Source organism: Variovorax glacialis, from assembly GCF_051216375.1.
In the GTDB taxonomy this organism is placed as follows: Bacteria; Pseudomonadota; Gammaproteobacteria; order Burkholderiales; family Burkholderiaceae_C; genus Variovorax.
On the sequence record NZ_JBPJZT010000002.1, the window covers coordinates 375,985 to 392,053 of the forward strand.

Sequence of the window (16,069 nt, forward strand, 5' to 3'; positions counted from 1 at the left end):
ATCGCCTACTTGGCGGCCGGCACACCGAAGCCGCCGCTCTCCCGGGCCTTGCACCAGGCCCTGATGCAGCTCAACAGCTCGACGGCGTCCGCCGGCTTCACGAAGTGGTGGTTGAACCCGGCGTCGAATGCGGCCTGCCTGTCTTCCTTCTGGCCGTAGCCGGTCAGGGCGATCAGCAGCGAATGCTCGGTCTCCCGCATGGCGCGCAGCCGCCGGGCCACCTGGTAGCCGTCGAGCACCGGCAATCCGATGTCCAGCAGCACGACGGTCGGCGCATGCGCTGCCGCGAGGACCAGTGCCTCCTCGCCGTTCGACGCCGTCACCACGGTGTGTCCGTCGATCTCCAGCATCGCGGCCATCGCGTGCGCGGCGTCGCGGTTGTCGTCCACCACCAGCACGCATTGCGGATGGTCCGCCGCGATGGCGTGCTCCGGCTGCACCGCCTTGTGGTCCTGGCGCACCAGCGTGATGCACGGCAATCGCACCTTGAACTCCGAGCCCTTGTCCCTGCCGAAGCTGATCGCCTCGATGCGACCGCCGTGCATCTCGGTCAGGCGGCGCGCCAGCGTGAGGCCGACGCCCAGGCCACCCTGCGCGCGATCGAGGCCGCGCTTTCCCTGCGCGAACAGGTCGAAGATGCGCGGAAGAAGTTCCTCGTCGATGCCGATGCCCTGGTCGCGCACCGTCACGACGACCTCCAGGTCCTCGATCTCGGCGGCCAGGGAGATGTGCGTGCCTTCGGGGCTGTATTTCGAGGCGTTGTGCAGCAGGTTCGCGACGACCTGGGTGAGCCTCGCCGCGTCGCCATGCAGCCAGGCCGGCCGCTCGGGGATGGACACGCTCAGCACCTGGTGACGGCTCTTGATGGCCGGCTGGATGGTCTCCACGCTCTGCGCGATCACCTTGTTGAGGTCCATGGATTCGCGCTTCAGCGTGATCTTGCCCTGGCTGATGCGGGTGACGTCGAGCAGTTCCTCGATCAGTCGGGTCATCTGCTGCAGTTGGCGGCTGGCAACGTCCAGTGCCCACGACACCTTCGGGCTCGGCGCGGCGACTCGCCGGATCACCTCGACCGCGGTGTGAATGGGCGCCAGCGGATTGCGCAGCTCATGGGACATCATGGCGAGGAACTCGTCCTTGCGCTGGTCGGCCTGCTGCAGCTCCTCCTGCGCGGCCTTGCGCTCGGCGATCTCGCGCTGCAGCACGCGGTAGAGCCGCGCGTTCTCGAATGCCGCGGCCGCACGCACGGCGATTTCCTCCAGCAGGCCCTGGTCGGGTCCGCCCTGCTCCGTCGCGTCGTCGCCGGAAAGCAGCAGCATCGCGCCGAGCACGCGGCCACCGAAGATCAACGGCAGCGCCCCGGCCCATCGCAGCGGCGGCAGCGACACCGCGCTGCCCGCGAGGCCGAGCGAACCGGCATCCAGCGCGTTCAGCGCCGCCGGCGCCACGGCGGTGAAGCAGCGATCCTCGATCGCCCCCGCGAGGGTCGCGGCCAGGCGTTCGTCGAGATTCGTCCCGCTGGTGGAAACGATCGGCCGACCACCGGCGCGGGCCCGGGCGGCAACCACCGTCTTGCATGGCAGGAAGTCCGGGTCCGAGGGCATCACGACGGAGGCCGCGGCAACCGCCGGCACCAGCAGCTCCGCCAGCTCGCACGCGGCCACCTGAACCTCCAGCGACACGCTCAGCGCGCGGCTGGCATGGGCGAGGAAGGCGGAGCGCCTGTCCCGCTGCTCGGCCACCCGGCGCGCGGCCTCGGCCGCCATCATCGCGGCGCGTGCATCCGACTGCTGCTGCACCTCGCGCTGCATCAGGTAGAGCGACACGAAGACGCTGACCTTGCTGCGCAGGACCTCCGGCACCAGCGGCGACAGCATGTAGTCGACGGCGCCGAGCGAATAACCGCGCGCGGTCTGCATCTCGTCGGCGTAGGAGGTGATGAAGATGATCGGCGTGTGGGCGCTGCGGCGGTGCTGGCGGATCAGCGCCGCGGTCTCGAAGCCATCCATGCCGGGCATGTTGACGTCGAGCATGATGACCGCGAACTCCCGCTGGAGCAGCTCCCTCAGCGCCTCGGCGCCCGATCGCACCAGCACGAGGTTCTGGCCGAGGTCCTCGAGCACGGTCTGGAACACGAGCAGCTTCTCGGGCAGGTCATCCACGATCAGGATGTTCGCGCGCTCGGCCGTCCCGGCAGCGGCCGGGTTCGCGGCGCCGGGCAGGTTCACTTGCACAGCCAGCCTCGCAGGACCACGAGCAGGTACGCCGTGTCCACCGGCTTGGACAGGTAGTCCCATGCGCCGGCCTCGATGCACTTTTCGCGATCGCCCTTCATCGCCTTCGCGGTGACCGCCACCAGGGGCAACTGCTTGCCGCGCGGCAGCCGCCGGAGCTCGCGCATGGTTTCCATGCCGTCCATCTCCGGCATCATGATGTCCATGAGCACGATGTCGATCTCGGCATCCTCCTGGACCCGGCGGATCGCGTCGCGGCCGTTCTCGGCCGAGACGATGACCATGCCCTGCTGGTCCAGCACCGTGGCCAGCGCGAAGATGTTCCGGATGTCGTCGTCGACGATCAGCACCTTCTTGCCGGCCAGGCTGCCGGCGACATCGTTGACGGCCTCCACGGCGCGGCGCTCGGCTTCCGACATGCTGGCCGTCGAACGGTGCAGGAAGAAGGTGCCGGCTTCGACGAGTTCGTCGAGCGTGCGCACGTTGCGCCAGGCGCCCTCGCCCTGCCCTTGCCGCCAATCCAGCCCGGCGATCCCGCCCGCGCGCGAGCTCCCCGCATCTTCCGTGTCGTAGACGATCACCGGCAGTTGCTGCACTTCCGAGCGCTGCTCCAGCGGCTCGACCAGGTCGAGCCGGCTGAGCCCCGCCACGCGGCCATCGGTGATCAGGCAGTCGACGTCGCCAGAGGCCAGTTCACGCCGCACATCGTCGGCGTCGTCCGCCCAGACGACATCCACGCCGCCGCCGTCGAAAGCCTCCCTGCAAGCTTCGCGCACCGGCGAATCCCCGGACACGGCGACGAGGAGCCGGCGCACGTCGGCGTGCACGTAGCGGCGCAGGCGCGCCATCGCTGCCTCGACCTCGTCGATCGACTGGAGCGGCTTGGAGAGGAAGCCCAGCGCGCCCGAACTCAGCGCGCGCGCCCGCGAATCGTCCGTGGAGACCACGCAGACCGGGATGTGCCGCGTCGCCAGGTCGGACTTGAGGCGCTCCAGGATGCGCCAGCCGTCCATGTCCGGCAGATGGATGTCGAGCGTGATCAATCGCGGCCGATGGTCGCGCGCCAGCGCCAGCGCGGCCGCACCGCTCGGGCTTACCAGCGCCTTGAAGCCGCTGCCGCGCGCGGCCTGCATGAGGACCTTGGCGAAAGCCAGGTCGTTCTCGACGATCAACGCGACCTGGTCGCCCGGAAGCGTCGTGTCCCTGTCGTCGCCCGCGACGTTCAGCGCCGACAACACCTCGTCGGCGTCGCGCGCATCGGCCGGCGCGTCGGCCCCGCTGTCCGCCGGGCGCGCATCGATGAGCCGGTCGCGCACGGGCCTGCTGGCGGCGTCCGCTTCGATGATGTCCGCGCGAACGGGTCGGGCGTTGCGCGAAGGACTGTAGCTCTGCGGCAGGAAGAGCGTGAATGTGCTGCCCATGGCCGGGGTGCTGCTCAGCCGGATCTCGCCGCCGAGCAGGCGCGCCAGCTCGCGGCTGATCGCCAGGCCGAGCCCGGTGCCACCGTATTTGCGGGAGGTCGAGCCGTCGGCCTGCTGGAAGGCCTCGAACACGATCTGCTGCTTGTCGGCCGAGATGCCGATGCCCGTGTCCGACACCGCGAAGGCCAGCACGTGGCTGGCGCGGCCGAGCTCTTCGGCGTCGTTCGACCAGCCCGATTCGACCCGCGCGATGGACAGCGAGACCGAGCCCCGGTGCGTGAACTTGAAGGCGTTCGACAGCAGGTTCTTGATGATTTGCTGCAGGCGCTTGACGTCGGTCACGATCGTCCCCGACAGCGGCTCGGCCACGTTGATCTCGAAGTCCACGTGCTTGGCTTCCGCGACGTGGCGGAAGCTACGCTCCACCGAGCGCCGCAGTTCTTCGAGGCGCACCTCGCTGACCTCGACCGCGACGGTCCCCGATTCGATCTTGGACAGGTCGAGGATGTCGTTGATCAGCATCAGCAGGTCGTTGCCCGAGAGGTGGATCGTCTTCGCGAACTCGACCTGGCGCGGCGTCAGGTTGCCGTCGCCGTTCTTGCAGAGCTGGTCCGAGAGGATGAGCAGGCTGTTGAGCGGCGTGCGCAGCTCGTGCGACATGTTGGCGAGGAATTCCGACTTGTACTTGGACGTCAGCGCCAGTTGTTCGGCCTTCTCTTCGAGCGCCTGCCGGGCCTGCTCGACCTCCTGGTTCTTGCGCTCGACTTCCTGGTTCTGGTGAACCAGGAGGCGCGCCTTTTCCTGCAATGCCTCGTTGGTCTGCTGCAGCTCCTGCTGCCGGCTCTGGAGTTCTTCCGCCAGGGACTGCGATTGCGTCAGCAGGTCCTCGGTCCGCATGTTGGCGGAGATGGTGTTGATGACAATGCCGATCGACTCGGTGAGCTGGTCGAGGAAGGCCTGGTGCGCCGGATTGAAGCGTTCGAGCGAGGCCAGTTCGAGCACGCCGCGCACTTCGCCTTCAAACACGACCGGCAGCACGATCACGTCCATCGCCGCGCCTTCGCTGAGGCCGGTCGCGACCTTGAAGGCGGTGCTCGGAACGTTGGTGAGGAGGATCTTCGACTTCTCGATCGCGCACTGGCCGACCAGGCCCTGCCCGATGTCGATCTCCTTGCCGTGCGAGCTCTGACCGCCCGATGCGTAGCTGGCGAACAGCTTGAGCTTGGCCGTGCCGCCCGCATTCGTCAGCACGTAGAACTCGGCCTGCTGCGCGCCGACCACCGGCGCGAGTTCCGAAAGGATCAGCTGACCGACGGTCAGCAGGTCCTTCTGGCCCTGGAGCATTCGACTGAACTTGGCCAGGTTGGTCTTCAGCCAGTCCTGCTCGGTGTTCTTCTGGGTCGTGTCCTTCAGGTTGCGGATCATCTCGTTGATGGTGTCCTTCAGGGCCGCGACCTCGCCCTGCGCCTTCACGGTGATCGAACGCGTCAGGTCGCCCTGCGTCACGGCCGTCGCGACCTCGGCGATCGCGCGCACCTGTGTCGTGAGGTTGGCCGCGAGCTGGTTGACGTTCTCGGTCAGTCCCTTCCACGTGCCCGATGCGCCGGGCACCTTCGCCTGGCCGCCGAGCTTGCCCTCGACACCGACCTCGCGCGCCACCGTGGTGACCTGGTCGGCGAAGGTGGCGAGCGTGTCGGTCATGCTGTTGATGGTCTCGGCCAGCGCGGCGATCTCGCCCTTGGCTTCGACGGTCAGCTTCTGCTGAAGGTCGCCGTCGGCCACGGCGGTTACCACCTTGGCGATGCCGCGCACCTGGCCCGTCAGGTTGCCCGCCATGAAATTGACGTTGTCGGTCAAGTCCTTCCAGGTGCCGGACACGTCGCGAACCTGCGCCTGTCCGCCCAGCCGGCCCTCGGTGCCCACCTCGCGCGCCACGCGCGTCACCTCGGCCGCGAAGGACGAGAGCTGGTCCACCATGGTGTTGATGGTGGCCTTGAGCTCCAGGATCTCGCCTTTCACGTCGACCGTGATCTTCTTCGAGAGGTCGCCGGCAGCGACGGCCTTCGTCACGTCGGCGATGTTGCGCACCTGCGAGGTCAGGTTGGAGGCCATCAGGTTGACGGAGTCGGTCAAGTCCTTCCACGTCCCGGCGACGCCCTGCACGTCGGCCTGGCCGCCCAGGATGCCTTCGGTGCCCACCTCCAGCGCCACGCGCGTCACCTCGGCGGCGAAGGAGCGCAACTGGTCCACCATCGTGTTGACCGTGTTCTTGAGTTCGGAGATCTCGCCTTTCACGTCCACCGTGATCTTCTTCGACAGGTCGCCCGCCGCCACCGCGGTGGTCACCTCCGCGATGTTGCGCACCTGGCTCGTGAGATTGCCGGCCATGAAGTTCACCGACTCCGTCAGGTCCTTCCACGTTCCGGCCACGCCCTGCACGTCGGCCTGGCCGCCCAGGATGCCCTCGGTGCCCACCTCGCGTGCGACCCGCGTCACTTCGGCGGCGAACGACCGCAACTGGTCGACCATGGTATTCACGGTGTTCTTCAGTTCGAGGATCTCGCCCTTCACGTCGACCGTGATCTTCTTGGAGAGGTCGCCCGCCGCGACGGCCTTCGTCACGTCCGCGATGTTGCGCACCTGCGACGTGAGGTTGGATGCCATCGAGTTGACCGATTCGGTGAGGTCCTTCCACGTGCCGGCCACGCCCTGCACGTCGGCCTGGCCGCCCAGCTTGCCCTCGGTGCCCACCTCGCGAGCCACGCGCGTCACTTCCGCGGCAAAGGACGAGAGCTGGTCCACCATCGTGTTGATGGTGTTGGTAAGTTCCAGGATCTCGCCCTTGGTGTCGACGGAGATCTTCTTGGACAGGTCGCCCGCAGCCACGGCCTTGGTCACGTCCGCGATGTTGCGCACCTGGCTCGTGAGGTTGCCGGCCATGAAGTTGACCGACTCGGTGAGGTCCTTCCAGGTGCCGGCCACGCCCTGCACGTCGGCCTGGCCGCCCAGCTTGCCTTCGGTGCCCACTTCGCGCGCCACGCGCGTGACTTCGGCGGCGAAGGAGCGAAGCTGGTCCACCATCGTGTTGATGGTGGCCTTGAGCTCCAGGATCTCGCCCTTCACGTCGACGGTGATCTTCTTCGACAGGTCGCCCGCGGCCACGGCCTTGGTCACGTCGGCGATGTTGCGCACCTGGCTGGTGAGGTTGCCGGCCATCGAGTTGACCGAGTCCGTCAGGTCCTTCCAGGTGCCGGCCACGCCCTGCACATCGGCCTGCCCGCCCAGCTTGCCTTCGGTGCCCACCTCGCGGGCCACCCGCGTCACCTCCGCGGCGAAGGAGCGAAGCTGGTCCACGAGCGTGTTCACCGTGTTCTTCAGCTCCAGGATTTCGCCCTTGCCGTCGACCGTGATCTTCTTGGAGAGGTCGCCCGCGGCCACGGCCTTGGTCACGTCCGCGATGTTGCGCACCTGGCTGGTGAGGTTGCCGGCCATGGAGTTGACGGAATCGGTCAAATCCTTCCAGGTGCCGGACACGCCTTCGACCCGCGCCTGCCCGCCTAGCGAGCCTTCCGTGCCCACCTCGCGCGCCACGCGCGTGACCTCCGAGGCGAAGGAGCGAAGCTGGTCCACCATCGTGTTGATGGTGTTCTTCAGCGTGAGGAACTCGCCCTTCACGTCGACGTCGATCTTCTTCGAAAGGTCGCCCTTGGCCACCGCCGTGGTGACGTCGGCGATGTTGCGCACCTGGTCGGTCAGGTTGCCGGCCATCGAGTTCACCGAGTCGGTCAGGTCCTTCCAGGTGCCGGCCACGCCCTTCACCTTGGCCTGGCCGCCCAGCTTGCCTTCGGTGCCCACCTCGCGAGCGACGCGTGTCACCTCGGCGGAAAAGTTGCCGAGCTGCTCGACCATCTTGTTGATGGTCTTCGCCGTGCGCAAGAACTCGCCTTCGAGCTCGCGGCCCTCGACCTCCAGCGCCATGCTCTTCGACAAGTCGCCCTGCGCGACGGCGCCGATGACCCGCGCGACCTCGCTGGTCGGGTGTACGAGGTCGTCGATGAGCGAATTGACGCAGGCGATCGATTCGCCCCAGAAGCCGCGCGCTTCCTGCATGACCGCGCGCTGCTTGAGCTTGCCTTCCTTGCCGACGACTTGCCGGAGGCGCATCAGTTCGGAGGCCAGCATCGCGTTCTGGTCGACAAGGCCGTTGAAGGCATCCGCGACCTTTCCGGAGAGGCCGTCCCAGTACACGGGCAGCCGGGCTTTCGGATCGCCCTTGCGCAGCCGGGTCAGCGCGTCGAGCAGCACCACCATGTGCTGCGTGGAATCGGAAATGGCGACGGGGTCGATTGCATTCATGAAGGCCTCGAGAAAATGTGCGGGGTCGGAGCGCAAGGCTTTTTCGGTTGCGCGCACCCTCAACAGCAGCCCGAGCCCCTGCGGCGAAAGATCGTAGTCCGGCGTAGGAAAAACAACCCGGCAGGAGGTGTCGGCGCCCGACACATTGCAACGTAGGCGCCGGACTACAGGACGGTCAGCCTGCCTTGCGAAAGGTGAGATTGACTCGGCAATCGCCCATGAACGGATGTGTGCCTTCCTTCAACGGGAGCACCCCGTGGTGATGGAGGCGCGCCGGCCCGCCCCAGACCACGACATCCCCATGCCCGAGCGGCACGCGCCGCGCCTTGTCGGTCCGCTTCGACCCGCCGAAGAGAAAGACCGCAGGGATCCCGAGCGAAACGGAAACGATGGGCTGGCCGAAGTCACGCTCGTCGCGATCCTGGTGCAGCGAGAGCCGCGTGCCCGCTTCATAGCGGTTGACGAGGCAGGCGTCCGGTTCGAAACCGCGGAAGCCCGCCTCCGCCGCCGCTTTGGCGGCAAGCCGCGAAAACACGGCCGGCATACGCGGCCACGGTCGCCCCGTTTCCGGGTCGATCGGGTCATAGCGGTAGCCCGAGCGATCAGTGACCCAGCCCATTTCACCGCAATTGGTCATCGCCACCGACATGCGAAAGCCACCCGGCGTGACCATGTGCCGAAGCGGCGAAACGTCGATCAGCTGTCGCACCCCATCCAGTAGCGCACCCTCATACGGCCGAGCAAACTGACGCAGCACCATCGCGCCCGGTTCGAGCGCTTCCACCCAAGCCGCGCCCGGTTCGGAAATCAAGTCGAAAAGATCCAGCGTCATGAAATGTGAGGGAGCCGCCACGGAACCGGCTCCGCCGGGCCGCAGGCGGCGCCCCCTGCAAGGGGGTGGGCGGCCACACGAAGTGGGCAAGCCTGGGGGTTCATCCTATCCAGCGTCGTGAAAAATGATGCCTGCGGTGTGCCGATGCCCCGACAAGACCCGGCTCACACCGTGACGCAGGTTGACCCGGTAGGCACCGCGCGTCCCCTGCACCGGCCGATGGTGCACCGCGATCACCGCCGCATCCCCTTGGCGCAGTGGCAGCACCATCGGCCGCGACTGCATGCGAGGCCGCTGCTCGGTCATCACGAACTCGCCGCCGGTGAAGTCGCGCCCGGGCTCGGACAGCAGGATCACGAGCTGAAGCGGAAAGACATGCTCGCCATACAGATCCTGGTGCAGGCAGTTGTAGTCGTCAGCCTGGTACTGCAACAGCAGGGGCGTCGGCTTCGTCTGCCCGGCCGCATGGCAGCGCGCGATGAAGTCGGCATGCCCTGCCGGATAGCGCACGTCGATGCCCATCACTTCGTTCCAGCGATTCGCGATCGGCGCGAGGTGCGGATAGACCGCTTCGCGCAGGCCAGCGACGAGCGCGGGCAGCGGGTAGGCGAAGTACTTGTACTCGCCACGCCCGAAGCCGTGCCGCTCCATCACCACGCGGCTGCGGAAGGGCTTGTCCGACGCATACAGCGAAGCCAGCGATTCGCACTCGGCCCGCGTGAGCAGGCCGGGGATCACGGCGCCGCCCTGCGCGTCGAGATCGTCGCCCGCCTGCGCCCAGTCGACCCCGCCGACGCGCGCTGCGGGCGCGCTCATGTCCCTTGCGTTCATGCCCGCTTCGCCTCCCGCTGTAGCAGCGCGCTCTTGCGCTCCACGCCCCACCGATAGCCCGACAGGCCGCCGTCGCTGCGCACCACGCGATGGCAGGGAATCGCCACCGCCAGCGTGTTGGCGCCACAGGCCTGTGCGACCGCGCGCACCGACTTCGGCGCGCCGATGCGCTGCGCGATGTCGCTGTAGCTCGCGGTGGTGCCCACCGGGATCTCGCGCAGCGCCTGCCACACGCGTTGCTGGAAGGCGGTGCCGCGCACGTCGAGCGGGAGGTCCAGTCCCAACCCCGGCGCCTCGACGAAGCCCACCACCTTCGCGACCAGTTGCTCGAAGCCGGCATCGCCGCCCACCAGCCGGGCGCGCGGAAACTGGTCCTGCAGGTCACGCACCAGCGCATCCGGATCGTCGCCCAACGCGATTGCGCAAACCCCGCGCCCGCTTTGCGCCACGAGGATCGCGCCCAGCGCGCATTCGCCGATCGCGAAGCGGATCTCGGTGTCGGCGCCGCCGGCGCGCCACGCCGTCGGCGTCATGCCCAGCATCTCGTTCGACTGCGCGTAGAAGCGGCCGTTCGAGTTGTAGCCGGCGTCGTAGATGGCGTCCGTCACCGTGTCGCTGCGGGACAGTTCCTGCCGCACCCGGCTGGCGCGATGCGCCGCTGCGTAAGCCCTCGGGGTGACGCCGGTGATGTCCTTGAAGAGGCGGTGGAGGTGCGAGCTGCTCATCCCCGCGCGTTCGGCGAGTTGGTCCAGCGTCGGCACCTGCTCGGCGCGCTCGATGAAGCGGCAGAGGTCCGCCACCATGGCTGCGTGGTGTTCGGCGCGGGCGGGCTGGTCCGGCTTGCAGCGCATGCAGGGCCGGAAGCCGGCACGCTCGGCCTCTTCTGCCGTCGCGTGGAATTCCACGTTTTCGGGTCGTGCAGCCCGTGCGCCGCAGGACGGACGGCAGTACACGCCCGTGGTCCTGACCGAGTAGAAGAAACGGCCATCCGCCGCCGGATCGCGTGCGGCCACGGCGGCCCAGCGCGGGTCGCTCACGGTGGCCAGGGCGCGCGTTTCTGTGTGAGTGCTCATGTTCATATGCATCCTTCAGTCGGGTGATCGATCGATGCATTCACTTTAGGGATGGGTGGCCCGGGGCGCACTCCGTGTCTTGCTTTCGAATTCGATCGTAGGACAGCGCCGGCAGGCCCGCATCTTTTTATTCCGGCCTTGGCCTACGGGTCCCGGCGGCCGGCTTCGTTAACATTTGCGCCACATGATCGATCGCCGCTCCCTCCTCACCGCCAGCGGCGCCTCATTGGCGCTCGCTGCCCTCGGACTTCCCGCCGACGCTTTCGCAGCCGGTGGACTCACGCTCAGCCAGCCACGGCCTTTCTCCTTCGACCGCCTCGTCGCGGAGGCGAAGTCGCTGGGTGCCAAACCCTACGTCGCCGACACCTCGCTGCCGGCCAGCGTGCTGGAACGCATCGACTACGACGCGCACGGCAAGATCAAGTTCAACACCGACAACGCGCTGTTCAAGGACGGCCCGGGGCAATTTCCGGTGACCTTCTTTCACCTCGGCCGTTATTTCCAGGTGCCGGTGCACATGTTCGTGCTCGAAAGCGCGGGGGACGACGGCTTCGCGCGCGAGATCGTCTACGACGCCTCGTACTTCACGATGCCCGACGACAGCCCCGCGAAGCAACTGAAGGACGGCGCCGGTTTCGCCGGTTTCCGCCTGCAGGAGAGCCGCCTTGGCGACCAGAAGAAGCTCCCCTGGCAGACGAACGACTGGGCCGCCTTTCTCGGCGCTTCGTACTTCCGCGCCATCGGCGAGCTCTTCCAGTACGGCCTGTCCGCGCGCGGCATCGCGCTCGATGCGGCGATGCCCGATCGCGCGGAGGAATTTCCGACCTTCACGCGATTCTTCTTCGAGCCGCCGGCCTCCAACACCGCCAACACGATGACGATCTACGCCCTGCTCGAAGGGCCGAGCATCACCGGCGCCTACAAGTTCGTCCTGCAGCGCGACAAGTCCGTCCTGATGGACATCGACGCGCGCCTCTTTCTTCGCCGCGATGTCGGCCGCTTCGGGCTGACGCCGCTGACCTCGATGTACTGGTACTCCGAATCGGTGAAGCCGACCGGCATCGACTGGCGGCCCGAGGTGCACGACTCCGACGGCCTGGCGATGTGGAACGGCGCCGGCGAGCGCATCTGGCGCCCCTTGAACAATCCCACGCAGACCCGGGCCTCGGCCTTCAACGACACGAACCCGCGCGGCTTCGGTCTGCTTCAGCGCGACCGCGCCTTCGATCACTACCAGGATGGTGTCTACTACGAGAAGCGGCCCAGCCTGTGGGTCGAGCCGCTGGGCAACTGGGGCGAGGGCACGGTGCAACTCATCGAGATCCCGACCGACGACGAGATCCACGACAACATCCTCGCCTGCTGGGTGCCCAAGGCACCGGCCACCGCCGGATCGAGCTACAGCCTGAAGTACAGGCTCCACTGGACCGCCGAGGAGCCCTTTCCGTCGCCGCTGGCGCGCACCATCGCCACGCGCATCGGGCGCGGCGGCCAGCCCGGACAGCCGCGTCCGCAGGGCGTGCGCAAGTTCATGGTCGAGTTCATCGGCAAGCCGCTCGAGTCGCTGCCCTTCGGCGTCAAGCCCGAACTGGTACTGACGGCTTCACGCGGGAAGTTCTCGTACATCTTTGCCGAGGCAGTGCCGAACGGGGTGCCCGGGCATTGGCGTGCGCAGTTCGACTTCACGGCCGAAGGCAATGATCCGGTCGATATGCGGCTCTACTTGAAGAACGGCGACCAGACCCTATCCGAGACTTGGCTCTACCAGTACCAACCGTTCTAGTGTTGCTCGCCCCCAGGCTGCGCGCACTTTGTGTCGCTTCGCCTACCCCCTGCCGGGGGCGGCGCTGGCAGCCCGGCGGAGCCGGTTCTGCGGCGGCCCACGCTTTGGTCAGCGGCCTTTTACAGATATCAATTCGATCTCGAAGTTGAGGGTGGCGTTGGGGGGAATCACGCCGCCGGCGCCGCGCGTGCCATAGGCGATGGCGGGCGGGCAGGTCAGCTTGGCCTTGCCGCCCGGCTTCATCATCTGCACGCCCTCGGTCCAGCATGGAATCACGCCATTGAGCGGGAACTCGGTGGGCTCGCCGCGCTTGTAGGAACTATCGAACTCCTTGCCATCCGGGAAGGTGCCGCGGTAGTGCACCTTGACGACGTCCGTCGCCGCGGGCGATGGGCCCTTGCCCTCCGTGATCGACTGGAAGACCAGGCCGCTGGGCTTGGTGACGGGCGCGGACTGGGCGAAGGCGGTCGGCAGGACAAACATCGAGACGAGGGCGGCGCAAAGAACTGATCGCACGGTGGATACCTTGGTTGAATGGATGAACGGCGCATTATTGCCGGCCGACTGCACGGCTGGCACCGCCCTTGCAAGCCGTTGCGAATTGCCCCCGGCGCCCGTGTTGCACGGGTAAAGTGCTCGCTGGCGCCGCGGCTCGCCGCGAGATGCCTCCCCTCACCGTCTGAAGACTGCTTGCCACGATGCGCTATCGCACCACGATCGAATCGCAGGTCTTTGAGTTCGACGACCTGAAGCAGGTCATGGCCTTCGCGAGCCCGGCGCGTTCGGGCGACTACCTTGCGGGGATCGGTGCGGCCACTGCGCAGCAGCGGCTCGCCGCGCGCCACGTGCTCGCGGAGACGCCGCTGAAGCAGTTCCTCACCGAGGCGCTGATTCCCTACGAGGACGACAACATCACGCGGCTCATCATCGATGACCATGACGCGGAGGCCTTCGCGCCGGTGTCGCACCTGACCGTCGGCGACTTCCGCAACTGGCTGTTGTCCGAAGAGGCGGACACCGCCGTCCTCACCGCACTTGCGTCGGGGCTCACGCCGGAGATGGTCGCGGCGACTTCGAAGCTGATGCGCAACCAGGACCTGATCGCGGTCGCACGCAAATGCAGCGTGGTCACGCGCTTTCGCGACACGATCGGCCTGCCCGGCCACCTGGCAGTGCGGCTGCAGCCCAATCATCCGACCGACGACCTGCGCGGCGTGGCGGCTTCGACGCTCGACGGCCTGCTGATGGGCGCTGGGGATGCGGTGATCGGCATCAACCCGGTCTCCGACAGCCTTTCCGTGCTCGGCGCCCTGCTTCACATGCTCGACGAGGTGATCCAGCGCTTCGAGATTCCGACGCAGAGCTGCCTGCTGACCCACGTCACGAACACCCTGAAGCTGGCCGAATCCGGTGCGCCGATCGACCTCGTGTTCCAGTCGATCGGCGGCACCGAGAAGACCAATCGCTCCTTCGGCGTGACGCCCGAACTGCTCGACGAGGCCTATGCGGCGGTGCTCTCGCTGAAGCGCGGGACGATCGGCGAGAACCTCATGTACTTCGAGACGGGCCAGGGCAGCGCGCTCTCGGCGAACGCGAACTTCGGGGTGGACCAGCAGACCTGCGAGGCACGCGCCTATGCGCTCGCGCGGCGCTACAAGCCCTTGCTCATCAACACGGTGGTCGGCTTCATCGGGCCCGAATACCTCTACGACGGCAAGCAGATCATCCGCGCGGGACTGGAAGACCACTTCTGCGGAAAGCTCCTGGGATTGCCCCTGGGGTGCGACGTTTGCTACACCAACCATGCCGAAGCCGACCAGGACGACATGGACACGCTGCTGGTGCTGCTGGGCACGGCCGGCATCAACTTCATCATGGGCGTGCCGGGTGCGGACGACGTGATGCTCAACTACCAGAGCACATCGTTCCACGATGCGCTCTTCCTGCGCGAGACGATGGGTCTGAAGCGCGCGCCCGAGTTCGAGGCATGGCTTCAGCGCATGCAGATCACCGATGGCGCGGGCCGCCTGCAAGCGCCCTCCTCCAACCGCCTGCTCGCCGGCATGAACGAGTTGAAGGCGCTCACGGCATGAAGAACGACCCCGTCACGCACAGCCCCTGGGCCGAATGGCGCGGCGCGACACCGGCCCGGCTGGCGCTCGGCCGTGCCGGCGCGGGCATGCCGACCGACGAAGTGCTGCGCTTCGGCTGGGCCCATGCGATGGCGCGCGATGCGATCCATGCCGCGCTCGACGTGGCGGCGCTCGAAGCATCGCTGCGTGAGGAACGATGGGAGGTCGCGCAGGTGCGCAGTCGCGCGCCGGACCGCACGGCCTATCTGCGCCGGCCGGACCTGGGAAGGCAGCTCGATGCCGACGATGCGTCGCGGCTGATGACATCGGTGACGCGGCAGCCCCGGGATGTCTGCATCGTGATCGGCGACGGGCTTTCCTCGCTGGCGGTGAGCCGCCATGCCGCCCCCTTGCTCGCGGAATTGCGGCGGCATCTTCCGGCTGAGCTTTCGGTGGCGCCGATCGTGATCGCGTCGCAGGCACGGGTCGCGCTCGCGGACGAGGTCGGGGAGGCACTGGGTGCGCGGCTGTCGATCATGCTGATCGGCGAGAGGCCCGGGCTGAGTTCGCCCGACAGCCTGGGGATCTACGTCACGCACGCGCCGCGGCGGGGCCGGCACGATGCCGAGCGGAACTGCATCTCGAACGTGCGGCCCGAAGGTCTCGACTATCCGACCGCGGCCCTCAAGCTCGCGTGGCTGGTGCGCGAGGCCTTGCGCCGGGGTCTCACCGGCATCGACCTGAAGGACGAAAGCGATCTCGCCGTGCTCTCATCGGACGGCGTCGAGGCGCCCCGGCTGGCCACCTGACCGCCGCGCGCCCGGCGCTTCTATGATGGGCTTTCGTGCCCGTACACGCAGGAGACATCCATGACAGAGCGCTACCCCCTGGCCGAACTCAAAGACCTGCCCGACGACATTCGCGCCGCAGTGCTCGAAGTCCAGGAAAAGGCCGGCTTCGTGCCCAACGTGTTCCTGGCGCTCGCCCGTCGGCCCGCCGAGTGGCGCGCCTTCTTCGCGTACCACGACGCGTTGATGCTGAAGGAAGAAGGTTCGCTCACCAAGGGCGACCGCGAGATGATCGTCACGGCCACCAGCGCGTCCAACCAGTGTCTCTACTGCGTGGTGGCGCATGGCGCCTTGCTGCGCATCTACGAGAAGAAGCCGCTGGTGGCCGACCAGGTGGCCGTCAACTGGCGCAAGGCCGACATCACGCCGCGCCAGCGCGCGATGCTCGAATTCGCGATGAAGGTCTGCGAGCGTTCGCACGAGATCGATGAGAACGATTTCCCCCCGCTGCATGCGCACGGCTTCAGCGACGAGGACATCTGGGACATCGCCGCCATCACCGCGTTCTTCGGGCTCTCGAACCGCATGGCGAGCTTCAGCGGCATGCAGCCGAACACGGAGTTCTATCTGATGGGCCGGCTGCCGCGCGAGAAGAAACCGGCGGCGTAGCCTGCCGCTG

General features: G+C 67.3%; 10 protein-coding genes. 4 read left to right on the forward strand and 6 right to left on the reverse strand.

Annotation, left to right across the window (positions count from 1 at the left end):
* Positions 1–5: 5 nt before the first annotated feature.
* The 5 genes from ACSFBL_RS06190 to ada all read right to left on the reverse strand — a co-directional run bounded on the left by ACSFBL_RS06190 (position 6) and on the right by ada (position 10,747).
* Positions 6–2,228 (reverse strand): response regulator, encoded by a 2,223-nt coding sequence (locus tag ACSFBL_RS06190; RefSeq protein ID WP_435514866.1) that lies wholly within the window; start codon positions 2,226–2,228, stop codon positions 6–8.
* Complete coding sequence (locus ACSFBL_RS06195; protein ID WP_435514867.1) at positions 2,225–8,011, reverse strand: hybrid sensor histidine kinase/response regulator; 5,787 nt, start codon at positions 8,009–8,011, stop codon at positions 2,225–2,227. Before ACSFBL_RS06195 ends, ACSFBL_RS06190 begins: the two co-directional genes overlap by 4 nt.
* Positions 8,012–8,186: 175 nt before the next feature.
* Complete coding sequence (gene alkB / locus ACSFBL_RS06200) at positions 8,187–8,843, reverse strand: DNA oxidative demethylase AlkB (protein WP_435514868.1); 657 nt, start codon at positions 8,841–8,843, stop codon at positions 8,187–8,189.
* Positions 8,844–8,948: 105 nt separating this feature from the next.
* Positions 8,949–9,659 (reverse strand): 2OG-Fe(II) oxygenase, encoded by a 711-nt coding sequence (locus ACSFBL_RS06205; protein ID WP_435514869.1) that lies wholly within the window; start codon positions 9,657–9,659, stop codon positions 8,949–8,951.
* A gap of 11 nt (positions 9,660–9,670) precedes the next feature.
* Positions 9,671–10,747, reverse strand: a complete 1,077-nt coding sequence (gene ada / locus ACSFBL_RS06210) for a bifunctional DNA-binding transcriptional regulator/O6-methylguanine-DNA methyltransferase Ada (RefSeq protein WP_435514870.1) — start codon at positions 10,745–10,747, stop codon at positions 9,671–9,673.
* Between the two features lie 184 nt (positions 10,748–10,931).
* Between ada and ACSFBL_RS06215 the strand changes: the two genes are divergently transcribed.
* A complete protein-coding gene (locus ACSFBL_RS06215; protein WP_435514871.1) occupies positions 10,932–12,530 on the forward strand; it encodes an OpgD/OpgG family glucan biosynthesis protein in 1,599 nt (532 codons plus the stop codon).
* A 108-nt stretch (positions 12,531–12,638) separates the two neighbouring features.
* Here ACSFBL_RS06215 and ACSFBL_RS06220 read toward each other — a convergent pair whose 3' ends face one another.
* Positions 12,639–13,013: an FKBP-type peptidyl-prolyl cis-trans isomerase gene (locus ACSFBL_RS06220; RefSeq protein WP_435515330.1), complete on the reverse strand. Its 375-nt coding sequence runs from the start codon at positions 13,011–13,013 to the stop codon at positions 12,639–12,641.
* A 215-nt stretch (positions 13,014–13,228) separates the two neighbouring features.
* Here ACSFBL_RS06220 and ACSFBL_RS06225 point away from each other — a divergent pair, with 215 nt between their 5' ends.
* From ACSFBL_RS06225 to ACSFBL_RS06235, 3 genes are read left to right on the forward strand one after another with little or no spacing between them, the layout of a single operon-like run.
* Entirely contained in the window at positions 13,229–14,623 is a 1,395-nt protein-coding gene (locus ACSFBL_RS06225) for an ethanolamine ammonia-lyase subunit EutB (RefSeq protein WP_435514872.1), read from the forward strand.
* Complete coding sequence (gene eutC / locus ACSFBL_RS06230) at positions 14,620–15,411, forward strand: ethanolamine ammonia-lyase subunit EutC (RefSeq protein ID WP_435514873.1); 792 nt, start codon at positions 14,620–14,622, stop codon at positions 15,409–15,411. Before ACSFBL_RS06225 ends, eutC begins: the two co-directional genes overlap by 4 nt.
* Before the next feature lie 60 nt (positions 15,412–15,471).
* Positions 15,472–16,059: a peroxidase-related enzyme gene (locus ACSFBL_RS06235; protein ID WP_435514874.1), complete on the forward strand. Its 588-nt coding sequence runs from the start codon at positions 15,472–15,474 to the stop codon at positions 16,057–16,059.
* The last annotated feature ends 10 nt before the right edge of the window (positions 16,060–16,069 follow it).